The organism is Streptomyces sp. NBC_01334, assembly GCF_035983595.1.
Classification (GTDB): domain Bacteria; phylum Actinomycetota; class Actinomycetes; order Streptomycetales; family Streptomycetaceae; genus Streptomyces; species Streptomyces coriariae.
Window position 1 is genome coordinate 1,029,194 of the sequence record NZ_CP130718.1, and the last position, 13,741, is coordinate 1,042,934.

The window sequence follows — 13,741 nt, forward strand, 5'->3', positions numbered from 1 at the left end:
GTCAGCGCCTGGGCGGAAGCGGGAAGAAGCCGCTCGTCCGCGAGACGTACTCGGCGTAACCGGGCCGCTCGGCCATGTGCCGTTCCAGGAGCGGCTTTCCGCTGCCCCTGATCAGCAGGAAGCTCATCACGAGCGGCGAGACGAGAGCGACCAGGGCAGAGGCGCCGGAGTCGCACGCGATGAGGAACAGGCCCCACCAGACACAGAAGTCCCCGAAGTAGTTGGGGTGCCGGGTGTAGCGCCACAGACCGCGGTCCATGACCCGGCCCCGGGTGGCCGGATCCGCCTTGAACCGGGCGAGCTGGGCGTCGCCCACCGCCTCGAAGAACATGCCCACCGCCCACAGCGCGGTGCCGGCCCAGGCGAACGCGGTCATCTGCGCCGGCACGTACTGCGCGGTCTGGACCGGCAGCGACACCAGCCACACCAGGGCGCCCTGAAGCAGGTACACCATGCGCAGCGCGTACAGGTTCCGGCTGCCGGGCGCCTTCGCGAGCATCGCATCGTAGCGGGGGTCCTCTCCGTGGCCGCGGCCGCGGCGCGCGATGTGCGCGGCCAGCCGCAGCCCCCAGACGGCCGTCAGGACGGTCACGAGGACACGGCGCCCGGTGTCGCCGTGCCCGGCGGAGACCACGCAGGTCACGAGGGCGACGGCGGCGAAGGCGAGTCCCCAGGCGACGTCCACGAGACGGTGTACGCCCTTGCGTACGGCCAGGGCGAAGGTGGCGAGCAGGACGGCGAGCACGGCCACGGCGGACCAGGCGAGGTTGAGCGCGAACGCGCCCCAGGGGAACCCGCTCATGACCGCTCCAGCCCCGCGTACCAGCCCTCAGGACTGCCGGGCATCCCGCTGTCCCCCAGCGAGGTCGGCCGTACGCAGAGGATCTGGTCGACGCCCATGCGGCCCTCCTCGAAGGCGAGCGCCCCGCCGACCAGACGGAGCCGCCACACCCGGGCCGTCTCCGCACCGACGAGCCGCACCGCGTCGGCCCAGCGGTCCTCCAGCGTGCGGTGCCAGGCGGCGACGGTGCGCGCGTAGTGCTCGCGCAGCGACTCGGCGGACCGCACCTCGAGACCGGCGCCCTCCAGGAAGGTGACGGTCTCGCCGAGCGGCCGCATGTGCAGGTCGGGGGCGATGCAGGCCCCGATGAACGGACCGCCGCCGGGCGCGCTGCGCCCTCGCGACATCTGCTGCACGAGCACCCGGCCACGCGGGCGGACCAACCTGCGCAGCGCGGCGGCGAAGGCGGGGTATTCGGCGTCCCCGACGTGTTCGCCCGTCTCGACGGTGGCGACGGCGTCGTAGGCCCCGCCGTCGATGTCCCGGTACTCCTGGCACACCACCTCGACCCGGTGCTCCAGACCCCGTTCGCGCACCTTGCGCCGCACGTACGCGGCCTGTTCGTGCGCCAGGGTGACGGCGGTGACCTGGGCCTTGTGCCGCTCGGCGGCGTACAGGGTGAGCGAGCCCCAGCCGCACCCGATGTCGAGCAGCCGCGCGCCGGGGACGACGGCGAGCTTGCGGCAGACCAGTTCCAGCTTGGCGTACTGGGCCTCGGCGGGTGTGCGGTCCGGGTCCTCGTCCGCCCAGTAGCCGCACGAGTGGGCCATCGGCTCGCCGAGAAGCAGGCGGTAGAAGTCGTCGGACAGGTCGTAGTGGTGGCTGATCGCGGCCCGGTCCCGGGCCCTGCTGTGCAGGCCGCCGCGCAGCCGGGCCCGGGCGGCGGGCGGCGCCGGGCGCGGTCCGACGGCGCCGAGCCGCAGCGCCTCGGCCGCGGCGCGGGTGCGGTCGGCGAGGCCGGGCCGCGGGGCGTGCGGGCCCCGTTCCCGGGCGGCCGCCCCGAGGGTGCGCAGCGCGTGCCCGAGGTCGCCCTCGATGTCGAGCTCGCCGGTCACATAGGCCTGGGCGAGGCCGAGTTCGCCGGGTTCCCAGAGCAGCCGGCGCAGGGCGCGGCGGGAGCGTACGACCACGACGGGGCCGTCCGCCGGCCCCGCCTCGCTGCCGTCCCAGGCGCGCAGCCGGAGGGGCAGGGCCGTGCCGAGCGTCTCCTCGACGAGAGCGGCGAGCCGGTGGGCGGCGCCGGGCCGCGCGGCGCGGGCGGTGCGCACGTCGGTCATCGGGTCGGGTCCTCCTTGGCGAACAGGTACTGCTGGACGTCGAGGTAACCGGAGCGGAAGCCGGCCTCCGAGTAGGCGAGGTAGAGAGTCCACATCCGACGGAAGGTGGCGTCGAAACCGAGGGCGGCGACCTCGTCGGCGCGCTCGGTGAACCGTTCGCGCCACAGCCGCAGCGTCTCGGCGTAGTGCGCGCCGAAGCCGTCGCGGCGGGCGACGGTCAGCCGGGTGTGGTCGCGGACCGTGCGCTCGACGGCCTCGACGGAGGGCAGCAGGCCGCCGGGGAAGATGTACTTCTGGATCCAGGTGTGGGTGTCCCGGCTGGCCAGCATCCGCTCGTGGGGCATGGTGATGGCCTGCAGGGCGGCCCGGCCGCCGGGGGCGAGTCGGTCGTCGAGGGTGCGGAAGTAGACCGGCCAGAACTCCTCGCCGACGGCTTCGATCATCTCGACGCTGACGACGGCGTCGTAGCTCCCGCGTGCCTCGCGGTAGTCGCACAGCTCGACCGAGACCCGGTCGGCGAGGCCCGCGTCCCGGATCCGGGCGAGGGCCAGGTCGCGCTGTTCACCGGAGAGGGTGAGCGAGGTGACGTGGGCGCCGCGCGCCGCGGCCCGGAGCGCCAGTTCGCCCCAGCCGGTGCCGATCTCCAGCAGCCGGGTGCCGCGCCGGACGCGCGCGAGGTCGAGCAGCCGGTCGATCTTGCGGTGCTGGGCGGCGGCGAGCAGGTCCCAGCGGGCGGGGAAGCCGCGGAAGAGCGCCGAGGAGTAGGTGAGTGTCTCGTCCAGGAACAGGGTGAAGAGGTCGTTGGACAGGTCGTAGTGGCGGCTGATGTTGGCGCGGGCGTTGTCCGGGGTGTTGCGCCGGTGGTGCGGCTGCCGCGGGGCCCACCGGCCGCGCAGGCGCTGCAGCGGGGCCGGGATCAGGTCGGCCGCGTGGGCGGCGAGCACGGTGAGCGGGGCGACCAGGTCGGGCGCGTCCCACTCGCCGGCCATGTAGGACTCGCCGAAGCCGATCAGGCCGTGCGCGCCGATCCGGGCGTGGAAGGCGCGCGGGTCCCGGATCTCCAGCAGCGGGCCGCCCCGGCCCACGGAGGTGCCGTCCGCGTAGCGTGCCCGCAGCGGCAGCCGGTCCAGTGCCCGGCGGACGACGGCGCCGGTCACGGCGGTCCGGACGCGGGCGGCGGACGGCGGGGCGGCCACGCCGGGCCGGTGTGCGGCGTCCGTGTGCGGGACGGCGTGGCAGTCACCCCGCCGCACGGTGGTGGGGCGGGGCTCGACGTACGTCATGGGTTGTTCTCTCCGGTGCGGTGGTCGGGACGGGGTCGGACTGGCAGGCCGCGCAGGTAGAGGCGGATGCCGTGCAGTCGGATGGCCGCGGAGACGGCGACGGTGGACCACGGGCGGCGCAGCGCCTGGCGCAGCAGCCGCCCGTTCGTTGCTTCCCTTCGCGTGCCCCGCACGGTTGCGGTGAAGGGGCGCCCGCCGGCACGTTCGAGGTGCACGGTGAGGTCGAGCCGCTCGTCCGGCCTGGGCAGCCGCATGCGGTAGTGGCCGTCGACGGGGAAGAACGGCGAGACGTAGAACTCCTTGTCGGTCCCCGCCCTGCCGTCGGCGTCCGTGTCGAGCAGATAGCAGTGGCGTTCGCCGTAGGTGTTGTGGACCTCGGCGACCACGCAGCGCGGCTCGCCGTCGGGGCCGTGGCACCAGTAGACGGTGAGCGGGTTGAAGACGTGTCCGAACACGCGGGCCTGGGTGAGCATGAGCACCGGGCCGCCCGCCAGGTCGACGCCGTGCGCCGCCAGGAAGGCGTCCAGGCCCGCCCGGATGCCGGGCTCGTCGCCGGTGAAGTGGTCGCGCGCGTCGAAGCGGGTCAACGCCCTCAGCGGACGCGGGAGTTCGGGCGGGTGGTCGACGTCGACCAGCCACAGGTGGGTGCGGTGGCGCAGCACGTACCGCAGGGGTGCGGTGCGCACATGGGTGATCGTGCAGGGGTACAGGGCGGGCGTCGGGGTGACCACCCGGTCGGCCGGCGCGCTCCGGGGGGTCACCATCGCACCCCCAGTGCGGCCGCCGCCGTCACGCCGGACCGGCAGCCGTCCTCGTGGAACCCCCAGCCGTGGTACGCGCCCGCGAACGCGGTGACGGTGGTGTTCAGACCGGGCAGGTCCCGCTGGGCGGCGACCGACTCCGGGGTGTAGACGGGGTGTTCGTAGGTCATGCGGGCGAGGATCCGGCCGGGGGCGACCCGGTCCTCGCCGCCGAGGGTGACCACGTACGGCTCGGCCGCGTCGAGCCGCTGGAGCCGGTTCATGTCGTAGCTGACCCGGACGTGGTCGGCGCCCGCGGCGCAGGACGGCATCAGGTAGTTCCAGGAGGCCCGGGCGCGACGGGCGCGCGGGAGGACCGCGGTGTCGGTGTGCAGGAGGGTGACGTTGCGCGCGTAGCGGAACGCGCCGAGCACCTCCTTCTCCCGCGGGGTGGCGTCGGCGAGCATGCGCAGCGCCTGGTCGGGGTGGACGGCGATCACCACGGAGTCGTAGGCCTCGCTCAGGCCGTCGTCGGTGGTGATCTCGGCGCCGTCCGCGGTGCGCCGCACGGCCCGTACGGGGGCCCCGGTGCGGACGGTGTCCAGGCGCTCGGCGACCCGGTCGACGTACTCGCGCGAGCCGCCGGTCACCGTGCGCCACACCGGGGAGCCGCCGATCGCGAGCATCCCGTGGTGCTCCAGGAACCGGAACAGATAGGCCGCCGGGTAGCGCTGGGCGGTGGCGGCGTCGCAGGACCAGACGGCCGCGACGACCGGCGTCATGAAATGCGCGCGGAAATAGGCGGAGAATCCCTCGCGGTCGAGGAAATCCCCCAGCGTGAAGGTGTCCTCGGCTCCGTGGGCCAGCAGTCGGCGGGCCGCGCGGTGGAAGGCGGGGACCTCGGCGAGCATGCGCAGGTAGGGGAGGCGCACGGCGTTGCGCGGCCGGGCCAGGAGGCCGGCGGGGCCGCGGGCGCCGGTGTACTCGAGCCCGCAGCCGTCGCAGCGTACGGACATGCTCATCTCCGACTCCTGGGTGGAGACGCCGAGATCGTCGAAGAGCCGCAGCAGGTGGGGGTAGGTACGGCGGTTGTGCACGATGAAGCCGGAGTCGACACGGTGGATCCGGCCGTCCGGTGCGGTGAGGTCGTGGGTGTGGGCGTGTCCGCCGAGCCGGTCGTCGGCCTCGTAGAGGGTGACCCGGCGGTTTCCGCGACGCAGCACATGCGCGGCGGTCAGCCCGGCCACCCCGCTGCCCACGACCGCCGTCCGCCGTCGCCCGTCGGACCCGGCTCCGGGTCCCCCGCGCGGCTCGCCGCCGGCCGCCGCTGTCGTCCGCACCATCGTCCGCTCCTCCCGCCCGGCCCCGGGGCGGGGCCGTCGCGTGTAATCCGAGGCCGCGGCCGGAGCGGATTGGCACGAGGCCGGAATTCTTTGCCGGAGGGACGAATGATCGGATAACCGAACAGTACATAGGAGCTCTACACATAAAGAATAAATAAGAGCAGAATGGACACGCGCGGCACTTACCGCACACCGCTCCGCAGCGGTCGGGCCCGAAAGTCGAAGGAGACGCGTCATGGCCAACGTCTCGCCCACCAGAGGTGACATGTCGACGCACCCCGATGTTCCCGAGATGCAGGCGCGGTACGCCCGCATGCTCGGCGGTCGTGATGTGGCGCTCGTGGACGGACCGGTGTTCCTGCTCGGTCTGTACTGCGCCGTGTCCCCGTGGATCCTCCACTACACCGCCAGCCAGCCGGCGCTCATGACCCACAACCTGATCGTCGGGATCGCGATCGGTCTGCTGGCCCTCGGCTTCACCGCGGCTCCCGCGCGGATGTACGGCCTGAGCTGGGCCATGTGCGCGCTGGGCATCTGGATGATCATCGCGCCATGGGTCGTCGGCGACAGCCCGGACGCCGGCGTCGTGGTCAACAACATCATCATCGGCGCCCTGGCCCTGATCCTGGGGCTGATGTGCACCGCCACCGCGGCGAAGAGCACCCCGCAGCCGTAGAGAGCCTGTCGCACCCCGGACGACGGCCGGGTCGGCCCGCGCGTGCGGGCCGACCCGGCCGTTCGTACCGTGCGTCGCCGGTGTCCTCTCGCGGGTCCTTCAGGGACCAGGCACCAGCCACGGTTCCCGGGACAGCGTCCGGCCCGTCTCCAGGAGCGACTTGAGGTTGGACAGAACCGCCGGCCAGCCGCCCGACGCGTCGGAGAGTTCGCCCTCGCCGTCGAGGTCTTCGTGGGTCACGGTGAGCCGGACGATGTCGGCGTGCGGCAGGATGTCGAAGGTGACCCGGGAGTGCCGGTCCGGCCGCCCCTCGTCGTCAGGCGCGGCCCAGCCGGTGACCAGCCGGGTGGGGCGCTCGCTCCCGACGACGGCGCCCACGACGTCCGCGATCCCGGAGCCGTCCGTGCGCACGTGCTCCCAGCGGAATCCGGGCCGCCAGTCCGACACGTTGGCGTGCCCCCAGTAGGCCGCGGTCAGATCGGCGTCGGCGAGCGCGTCCCAGACCTTGTCCGGCGTACTGGCGATGTAGGTGACGTACACGAAGGCGGGCTTGTCGGTCATGGCTTCATCGGCTCGTCGCTCGACGTCGGAGAGCACACGCGGCCGCGGGCGCCCGAACTTGTCGATCCACCGTTCCCGGATCTCGTGGAGCGGGACCGGATCGAGGTAGTGCAGCTTCTCCCGCCCCCGCCGCACCGCCGTGACCAGGTGGGCCGCCTCCAGGACGGCCAGGTGCTGGGTCACCGACTGGCGCGCCATGTCGATGTGCGCGCACAACTCGCCCAGCGTCTGGCCGTTGCGTTCGTGCAGCCGGTCGAGAAGCCGTCGGCGCGTGTCGTCGGCCAGCGCCTTGAAGACCTTGTCCGTGCCCGGGCCCGCCCCCGGGCCCTCTCCCGATCGCACACTTCACGTTAGGCAGGCAATTACCTGCATGTCAATCGGACCGCCGCCGCCCAGGATCGACCCATGCAGACCAAGGGGAGTTTCGTCGTGCCGCCCGCACCGCTGCGGCTCGAAGGGGTGGGGATCACCCTGCGCGAATGGACCGATGACGACCTCGACGCCCTGGTGGAGGTGTACGACGACCCCGAGATCGCCCGGTGGACTCCGGTCGTCTCCCCCTTCGACGCCCGGGCGGCCCGCGCCTACCTCGACAAGGCGCGGACTAGCCGGGCCGAAGGGCGCACCGCGCAGCTCGCGATCACCACGGACGGCGGGCGCCCCAAGGGCGAGGTGCTGCTGTTCCGCAGCGCGTCGGACGAGCGGGACGCCGAACTCGCCTACGGGGTCGGAGCCGAGCACCGCGGGCAGGGTCTCGCCGGCCGGGCGGTGCGCCTGGTCGCGGACCACGCGCTGCGCGAACTACGGCCACGGCGGCTGGTGTTGTGCATCGAACAGGGGAACACGGCGAGCGAGGCGGTCGCCCACGCGTGCGGCTTCGCACTCGCCGACCGGCCGCCCGTATCCCGTCAGGCCAAGGGCCGCGAAGTCCTGCTGCGCACCTGGGCCCTCCGTCCGGAGGGCACCGACCGGTCGGGTCGCCCGGGAGGAGCGGCCCGACCGGCCTGACATCAGCTGACGTTGCGACCTGCCGTCAGGTGACGTCGAGCGCGGTGTCGTCGATGACGAACGAGGTCTGGAGCTTGGAGCCCTCGGTGCCGGTGAACTTGATCGTGACCGTCTGTCCGGCGTACCCGCTCAGGCTGAAGCTGCGCTGGGTGTATCCGGAGGCCGCGTTGAGGTTGGAGTACGAGGCCAGGGTGCCCAGGACCGTGCCGGAGCTGTTGAGGACCTGGACCTGAAGGGTGTCGTAGGCGGTGCTGGTGGTCGTCTCCGCGGTGTCGATGTGCAGGTGGAGACCGAGTGCGGCGGAGCAGCCGGACGGGATGGTCACCGACTGGGAGAGGGTCTCGGTCCCGGCCGTGCCGTTGCCGCCGAGCCAGGCGTAGTAGGAGCCCGTACGGGCGGCCTCGCTGCTGGAGTTGGTGATGACGCCGCTCGTCGCGCTCCAGGTCGTGGCGCCGGACTCGAAGCCGGCGTTGCCGAGCAGCTGGGTGTCGGTGCAGTCGGTGCCGCCGTCGTCGTCGCCTCCGCCGCCGCTCGCGCCGGAGAGCCACTCGGTGGCGTTCAGGGCGAGGGCGGCGTTGGTGGCGCCGGTGTCGTTCCAGCCGTCGTAGAGGGTGTTGCCGGACTGGCCGGTGCCGTCGTCGATGGGTGAGCTGTCGCCCCAGAAGGCGACGCGGCCGCTGCCGAAGGTGCTGGTGGCGAAGAAGGCGCCGGTGTTCCCGGAGTAACCGCTGCGGTACAGCAGGCCCTTGACGGAGGAGTTGTCGGCCGGCTTGAGCGTGGCGGTGGTGCCGGAGGCGATCAGGCTCTTGGTGACGGTGCCGAAGGAGCCGTGCAGGACGGGGTCGGCGCTGTCGCTGATCGCGGCCGGGTAGCCGGAACTGATGGAGAGGGAGTCGACGGAGAAGCCGAACGGGTCGGTGGAGTCGACGCTGTTGTCGGTCATCAGATCGTTGAAGATCTCGACCGCGTCCTCGCCGTCGTTGTTGCGGTCGGCGCCCGTGTGGTCGGAGACCATGAACAGGCCGCCGCCGTTCTTCACGAAGTTCATGATCGCCGTCTTCTCGGCGGTGGTGAACAGCGTGTTGGGCTCCGGCAGGACCAGCGTGTCGAAGTTCGACAGGTCGGTGGCGGCCGAGCCGCCGTAGGTGAGGGCGCTCGTGGCGGTCTTGAGGCTGTAGTCGCCGGTCTTCTGCAGGGCGACGCCCCACGACGACAGGGCGCCGGTCCAGTCCGTCTCCGAGGACGGGTAGGAGTCCTGGGAGAGCGGGTCGGGCTTGCTGGTCGAGATGATCCAGTCGGCGTTGCCGGCCTCCTCCGCGTGGCCGTCGTCGAACAGGATGCGGTGGGGGGTGGCCGCGTGGGCGGGCGTGGCGCTGGTGCTGACCTGAAGGGCCGCTCCGGTGACGAGCAGCCCGAGACCGGCCAGGACGGTGGTGACCTTGCGGCGGGATCTCTGTGATCCGAGCATCCGGCGAACCTCCGTGAGATGGGGGGACACGAGGCGGGTGCGGGCGCCAAATCTGCGCGCGTAGATACCGCATTCGAGGGTTCTACCCGCGTGGAACGATTGAAAGGTACATGGCATGACTGAGCGGTGAACATCAAACGCGGGCAATAACGCGGGCGAAAACGTCGACACCCGGGCGCCACGGCCGTAGCGGGGCGGCTCGTCGTCCCGGTCCGCCGACGCATCGCCGTACGTCGTCGACGGTCGCCGTCGGTCTCCTGGCCGCGCCCTTCGGACCGTCACTCGCCGCGGCGTTCGGCGAGGACGACGCCGAGGGCGACCGTGTCGAGCGGCCGCCCGTCCGGATCGAGATCGGCCGGGCCGCCGTGGGCGCGGGCCCTGCCGCCCTGCCGCCCTGCCGCGTGCCGCCCTACCGCGTGTACACGTACGGCGTCGTCGTGCTCAGTGGCGCGAAGCCCAGGCGTTCGAGGATGGGGCGGCTCTGGGCGGAGGCGTCGACCTGGAGGTAGCGGTAGCCGCGGTCGGCGGCGATGCGGGCACGGTGGGCGATCAGAGCGCGGTAGACACCTCGGCCGCGCCAGCCCTCGACGGTGCCGCCGCCCCACAGGCCCGCGAACCTCGTCCCGGGGATGAGCTCCATCCGTGCCGAGCTGACCGGCACGTCCCCGGCCATCGCGACCAGGGCCACGATCGCGTCCGGGTCGGCGGCGAGACGGGCGCGCAGAAGATCCCGCAGCCACGAGCCGTCGTGACCGAACGCCCGCTCGTTAGCCTCGACCATGAGCTCGATCCCCGCCCCGTCCGTGACGGGGACGATGCGGACACCCTCGGGCGGTCCGGCGTCGACCAGCTGGTCACCGGTCTCGCCGATCATCAGGGTCTCCTCCGGGTCGGCGGTGAAACCGGCCGCCGTGAGCCGCTGCCCGAGGTCGGCCGGGCGGTCGTGCCCGTGCAGCTTCCACTCGAACTCGTGGCCGAGTCCGGTGAAGTAGGCGACCTGTTCCGCGATCACCGCGTCGGCGTCGGCGGAGTCCAGGTCCGACCAGAGCACCCCGCTCCAGCCGCCCTCGCCGCCGACATGGCGGACCACCGCCCCGGTCCGCTCGACGCGCGCGTCGGAGCTCTCGGGGCGCGCGCCTTCGCGCATGTCCCGGTCGTACAGGGCGAGTACCGCGGCATGATCCATGCGCCCACTCCAGCACCCCCGCCCGGCCGCGACAACGGATTTATGGGTGCGGGGACGAGCGGGGCGCCGCCACGCCGTCCGGCCGCACCGCCGCAAGGTACGCGCTCAGCCGGTCGCGGTTGCGGGCCAGACAGTCGATCCGGGCCTGGATGCGGTCGATGTGCCCCTCGAGGAGGGCGGCGGTCTCCGGGGTGAGGTGCTCGGCGGGCAGGACGATCTCGTAGGGGCCGGACAGATACGGCAGGATCGCGCGGATCATCTCGGTGGTGAGGCCGGAGTCGAGCAGCCCGCGGATCTGCTGGACGTCCCGGACGGCCGCCTCCCCGTAGGAGCGGTAGCCGTTCTCCCCGCGGTCGGGGTGCAGCAGGTCCTGTTCCTCGTAGTAGCGCAGCAGCCGGGTGGGGACACCGGTGCGGCCGGAGAGGTCGCCGATCTTCATGCCGCGCTCCGATCTTCGCTCACCGTCGCCGCTCGGCGTCGCCGCTCCCTGCCGTCGCTCCGCGAGCGGCGCACAGGGCCACGCTTGCCTTCACACTGATGTGAATGTTCGACCATGGTGGCATGTCCACCACCTCCATGGTCAAGGGCACCGCCGTGCCCGCGTCCCTGCCCTGGCCGGGGCTGCTCGCCCTGTCCACGGCCGCCTTCACCGCCGTGGTGACCGAGCTGCTGCCCGCCGGGCTGCTGCCGCGCATGGCGCCGGCCCTCGGCGTCCCCGAGGCCCGGGTGGGGTTCCTGGTCACCGGGTACGCGGTGGCGTCGTTCGTGGCGGCGATCCCGGTGACCGCGCTGCTGCGCGGCCTGCCGCGCCGGCCGGTCCTCGTCGGCACCCTGCTGGGCTTCGCGCTGAGCAACGCGGTGGTCGCGCTGTCGTCGTCGTACGGCCTGACCTTCACCGCGCGCCTGGTCGCCGGTGTCATGGGCGGCACGCTGTGGGCGATGCTCGCCGGCTACGCGGCCCGGATGGCGCCGGCCGAGCGACGCGGCCGGGCGATCGCGGTCGTGCTCGCCGGCATCACGCTCGCGCTGTCGCTGGGGGTGCCCGCCGGGACGGCGCTGGCCGAGGTGGTGGGCTGGCGCGCGGCGTTCGGGCTGCTGTCCGGACTGGCGGTGCTGCTGGTGGGCTGGGTGCGGTGGCGGGTCCCCGACTTCCCGGGCGAGGCACGGGGCGAGCGGGTGCCGTCGGCCCGGGTCGCCCTGCTGCCGGGGCTCCCGGTGATCCTCTCCGTGACCCTGTTCCTGCTGCTGGGCCACCAGATGCTCTACACGTACATCGCGCCCTTCACCGAGCACGCGGGGTTCGGACGTACGGACGTGGTGCTGCTCGTCTTCGGGGCGTCCACGGTCTCCGGGATCTGGGGGACGGGCCTGCTGGTGGACCGGCGCCCACGGGCCACGCTGCTCGGCGCGCTGGCCCTGTGCGCGGCGGTCATGCTCGCCCTCGGCCGGTACGCCGACGCGCCCGCCGTGCTGCTGGTCTCCGTCGCCCTGTGGGGAGTGGCCTTCGGCGGGGCGCCGACCCTCATCCAGACGGCACTGGTGAACGCCTCGGGGCCCGCCGCCTCCGACGTGGCGACCTCGCTCCAGACGACGGTGTACAACGCGGGCATCGCGGGCGGCTCGCTGACCGGAGGGGTGGTCCTGGGGGCGCTGGGCGCGGGGGCCCTGCCGTGGACCGCACTGCCGCTGGTCGCGCTGGCCCTCACCGCGGTCGCGCTGGGCCGCCGGCACGCCTTTCCGGACGCGCGGAGCCGAGCCCAGGCCGGGCGGTGAAGCCCGGGTCGACCGTCGAGGAGGGCCGTACGCCATGGTCGAGGCCGCCGAACTGCCGTATCTGCGCCGCTGCGTGGGACTCGCCGCCGAGGCGCTGCGGGTCGGCGACGAGCCGTTCGGTTCGGTACTGGTGGGCGCGGACGGCACGGTGCTCGCCGAGGACCACGGCCGGGTGGCCTCCGGCGACCGCACCCGGCACCCCGAGTTCGAGCTCGCCCGCTGGTCGGCGGCCCGTCTGTCGTCAGCGGATCGGGCCGCGGCGACGGTCCACACGTCGGGCGCACACTGCCCGATGTGCGCGGCCGCCCACGCGTGGGTGGGCCTGGGCCGGATCGTGTACATCGCCTCGTCCGAGCACCTCACGACCTGGCTGGGCGCGTGGGGTGTGCCCGCCCCACCGGTGCGGACCCTGCCGGTGCACGAGGTCGCCCCCGGTGTGACGGTGGAGGGACCGGCTCCCGAGCTGGTCGAGGAGGTAGACGCCCTGCACCGGCGGTTCCACGGCGGCTGAGGCGGACCCAGCCGCCCGCACCCCGCGCTTCGACGGCCCCACCCGGGCGGCGCGCCGGACCGCTGCAGGCCCCCTGCCCCGCCCGACATGACCGAGGGGGCCTGCACGTTCCCGCTCCGAGGAGGGTGGCTCAGCGCTCCGTGTGCGGGCGGAACCGCCGCTGGAGTGCCAGACCGCCGAGCAGCAGAACCGCGCTGCCGGCGACGGCGGGCAGGGTGGCGTCGGCCCCCGTGTGGGCGAGCGAGGACGCGGCCTCGGGAACCCCCCTCTGGGGCGCGACGGCCGGCGTCTGCGGAACGGTCCGCGGACCGGGATGCTGCGGCTCCACGGGCGGGTCGTGCCGGGTCGGCGGCTGCGGCTCGTGCTCGACGGGCGGCGGGGGCTCCTCGTCGGACACGTTGACGGACTCGTTGCCGACCGCCGGGTTCGCGATGCCGACGACGTTCACGCTGTTGCCGCTGACGTTCACCGGGAGGTGGACCGGCAGCTGGACACCGTTGCCGGAGACGACGCCCGGGGAGTCCTGCGTGGTGCCGTGTGCGGTGGCCCCACCGCCGGACGACGCGCCATGTGCGACGCCCCCACCGCCGGACGAAGCGCCGTGCTTCCCGGGAGCGGCCGTCGCGCCCTTGTTGGCGCAGGTGTTGCCCGCGGCGGGGTTCAGCACGCCCACCACGTTCACCGTGTTCCCGCACAGGTTCACCGGGAGGTGCACCGGCAACTGGACACCGTTGCCGGAGATCAGTCCGGGTGAGCCGGCCGCTGAGCCGTCCGCCGCGGAGTCGGCGTGTGCGGGCAGTGTCACAGCCATCGCGCCGGAAACTGCGGCGACGGCCATCACACCGGATCGGGTAACCCGTCTCATGGGTCCCTGCCTTCCAGACTTGAATCGCGGGCACTCGCCCGCACCCGGTAGAACGTCGTCGCGCCGTCCGAGTTATGCCTGAAAACCCTTTCACCCCATCGGGTCACCTTTGCGATCCCCCTTCGGCCCCCTCGTCGAACTGGTGTCAGCCCCGGCGCACGGGCCTCGCGGGGCGCCCCGGGCGCGACGCGCGAAGGGGCGCGGGGTGG

At 73.2% G+C, this 13,741-nt stretch carries 14 protein-coding genes; 4 read left to right on the plus strand and 10 right to left on the minus strand.

Features of this window, described 5'->3' with window-relative positions; genetic code table 11:
* Window position 1 precedes the first annotated feature (1 nt).
* From OG736_RS04680 to OG736_RS04700, 5 genes are read right to left on the minus strand one after another with little or no spacing between them, the layout of a single operon-like run.
* The gene (locus OG736_RS04680) at window positions 2-802 is read right to left on the minus strand and encodes a DUF1295 domain-containing protein (protein ID WP_327181282.1); all 801 of its coding nucleotides are present in this window, start codon (window positions 800-802) and stop codon (window positions 2-4) included.
* On the minus strand, window positions 799-2,118 hold the full coding sequence (locus OG736_RS04685) for a class I SAM-dependent methyltransferase (RefSeq protein WP_327181283.1): 1,320 nt from the start codon (window positions 2,116-2,118) through the stop codon (window positions 799-801). The genes OG736_RS04680 and OG736_RS04685 overlap by 4 nt, the downstream gene beginning before the upstream one ends.
* On the minus strand, window positions 2,115-3,401 hold the full coding sequence (locus OG736_RS04690; protein WP_327181284.1) for a class I SAM-dependent methyltransferase: 1,287 nt from the start codon (window positions 3,399-3,401) through the stop codon (window positions 2,115-2,117). Before OG736_RS04690 ends, OG736_RS04685 begins: the two co-directional genes overlap by 4 nt.
* Window positions 3,398-4,165 (minus strand): DUF1365 domain-containing protein, encoded by a 768-nt coding sequence (locus tag OG736_RS04695; RefSeq protein ID WP_327181285.1) that lies wholly within the window; start codon window positions 4,163-4,165, stop codon window positions 3,398-3,400. Before OG736_RS04695 ends, OG736_RS04690 begins: the two co-directional genes overlap by 4 nt.
* On the minus strand, window positions 4,159-5,484 hold the full coding sequence (locus OG736_RS04700) for an NAD(P)/FAD-dependent oxidoreductase (protein ID WP_327181286.1): 1,326 nt from the start codon (window positions 5,482-5,484) through the stop codon (window positions 4,159-4,161). The genes OG736_RS04695 and OG736_RS04700 overlap by 7 nt, the downstream gene beginning before the upstream one ends.
* 235 nt (window positions 5,485-5,719) lie before the next feature.
* On the opposite strand from OG736_RS04700, the gene OG736_RS04705 reads away from it, so the two are divergent.
* Window positions 5,720-6,160: an SPW repeat protein gene (locus OG736_RS04705; protein ID WP_327181287.1), complete on the plus strand. Its 441-nt coding sequence runs from the start codon at window positions 5,720-5,722 to the stop codon at window positions 6,158-6,160.
* 99 nt (window positions 6,161-6,259) lie between these two features.
* On the opposite strand, the gene OG736_RS04710 is transcribed toward OG736_RS04705, so the two are convergent.
* On the minus strand, window positions 6,260-7,063 hold the full coding sequence (locus OG736_RS04710; protein WP_327181288.1) for an ArsR/SmtB family transcription factor: 804 nt from the start codon (window positions 7,061-7,063) through the stop codon (window positions 6,260-6,262).
* A 63-nt stretch (window positions 7,064-7,126) separates the two neighbouring features.
* Here OG736_RS04710 and OG736_RS04715 point away from each other — a divergent pair, with 63 nt between their 5' ends.
* A complete protein-coding gene (locus tag OG736_RS04715) occupies window positions 7,127-7,729 on the plus strand; it encodes a GNAT family N-acetyltransferase (protein WP_327181289.1) in 603 nt (200 codons plus the stop codon).
* 25 nt (window positions 7,730-7,754) lie between these two features.
* Here the strand turns inward: OG736_RS04715 and OG736_RS04720 are convergent, their stop codons facing one another.
* The 3 genes from OG736_RS04720 to OG736_RS04730 form a co-directional block, all read right to left on the minus strand.
* Window positions 7,755-9,197, minus strand: coding sequence for a hydrolase (locus OG736_RS04720; RefSeq protein ID WP_327181290.1), 1,443 nt, complete (start codon window positions 9,195-9,197; stop codon window positions 7,755-7,757).
* Window positions 9,198-9,606: 409 nt separating this feature from the next.
* On the minus strand, window positions 9,607-10,383 hold the full coding sequence (locus tag OG736_RS04725; protein WP_327181291.1) for a GNAT family N-acetyltransferase: 777 nt from the start codon (window positions 10,381-10,383) through the stop codon (window positions 9,607-9,609).
* A gap of 40 nt (window positions 10,384-10,423) precedes the next feature.
* Window positions 10,424-10,822 carry a MerR family transcriptional regulator gene (locus tag OG736_RS04730; protein WP_327181292.1) on the minus strand — a complete coding sequence of 133 codons (399 nt, stop codon included), beginning with the start codon at window positions 10,820-10,822 and terminating at the stop codon, window positions 10,424-10,426.
* Window positions 10,823-10,944: 122 nt separating this feature from the next.
* Between OG736_RS04730 and OG736_RS04735 the strand changes: the two genes are divergently transcribed.
* Both OG736_RS04735 and OG736_RS04740 read left to right on the plus strand, forming a co-directional pair.
* The gene (locus OG736_RS04735) at window positions 10,945-12,156 is read left to right on the plus strand and encodes an MFS transporter (protein ID WP_327181293.1); all 1,212 of its coding nucleotides are present in this window, start codon (window positions 10,945-10,947) and stop codon (window positions 12,154-12,156) included.
* A 34-nt stretch (window positions 12,157-12,190) separates the two neighbouring features.
* Complete coding sequence (locus OG736_RS04740) at window positions 12,191-12,667, plus strand: nucleoside deaminase (protein WP_327181294.1); 477 nt, start codon at window positions 12,191-12,193, stop codon at window positions 12,665-12,667.
* Window positions 12,668-12,797: 130 nt separating this feature from the next.
* Here the strand turns inward: OG736_RS04740 and OG736_RS04745 are convergent, their stop codons facing one another.
* Window positions 12,798-13,505 carry a chaplin gene (locus tag OG736_RS04745; RefSeq protein WP_327187518.1) on the minus strand — a complete coding sequence of 236 codons (708 nt, stop codon included), beginning with the start codon at window positions 13,503-13,505 and terminating at the stop codon, window positions 12,798-12,800.
* Between the last annotated feature and the right edge of the window lie 236 nt (window positions 13,506-13,741).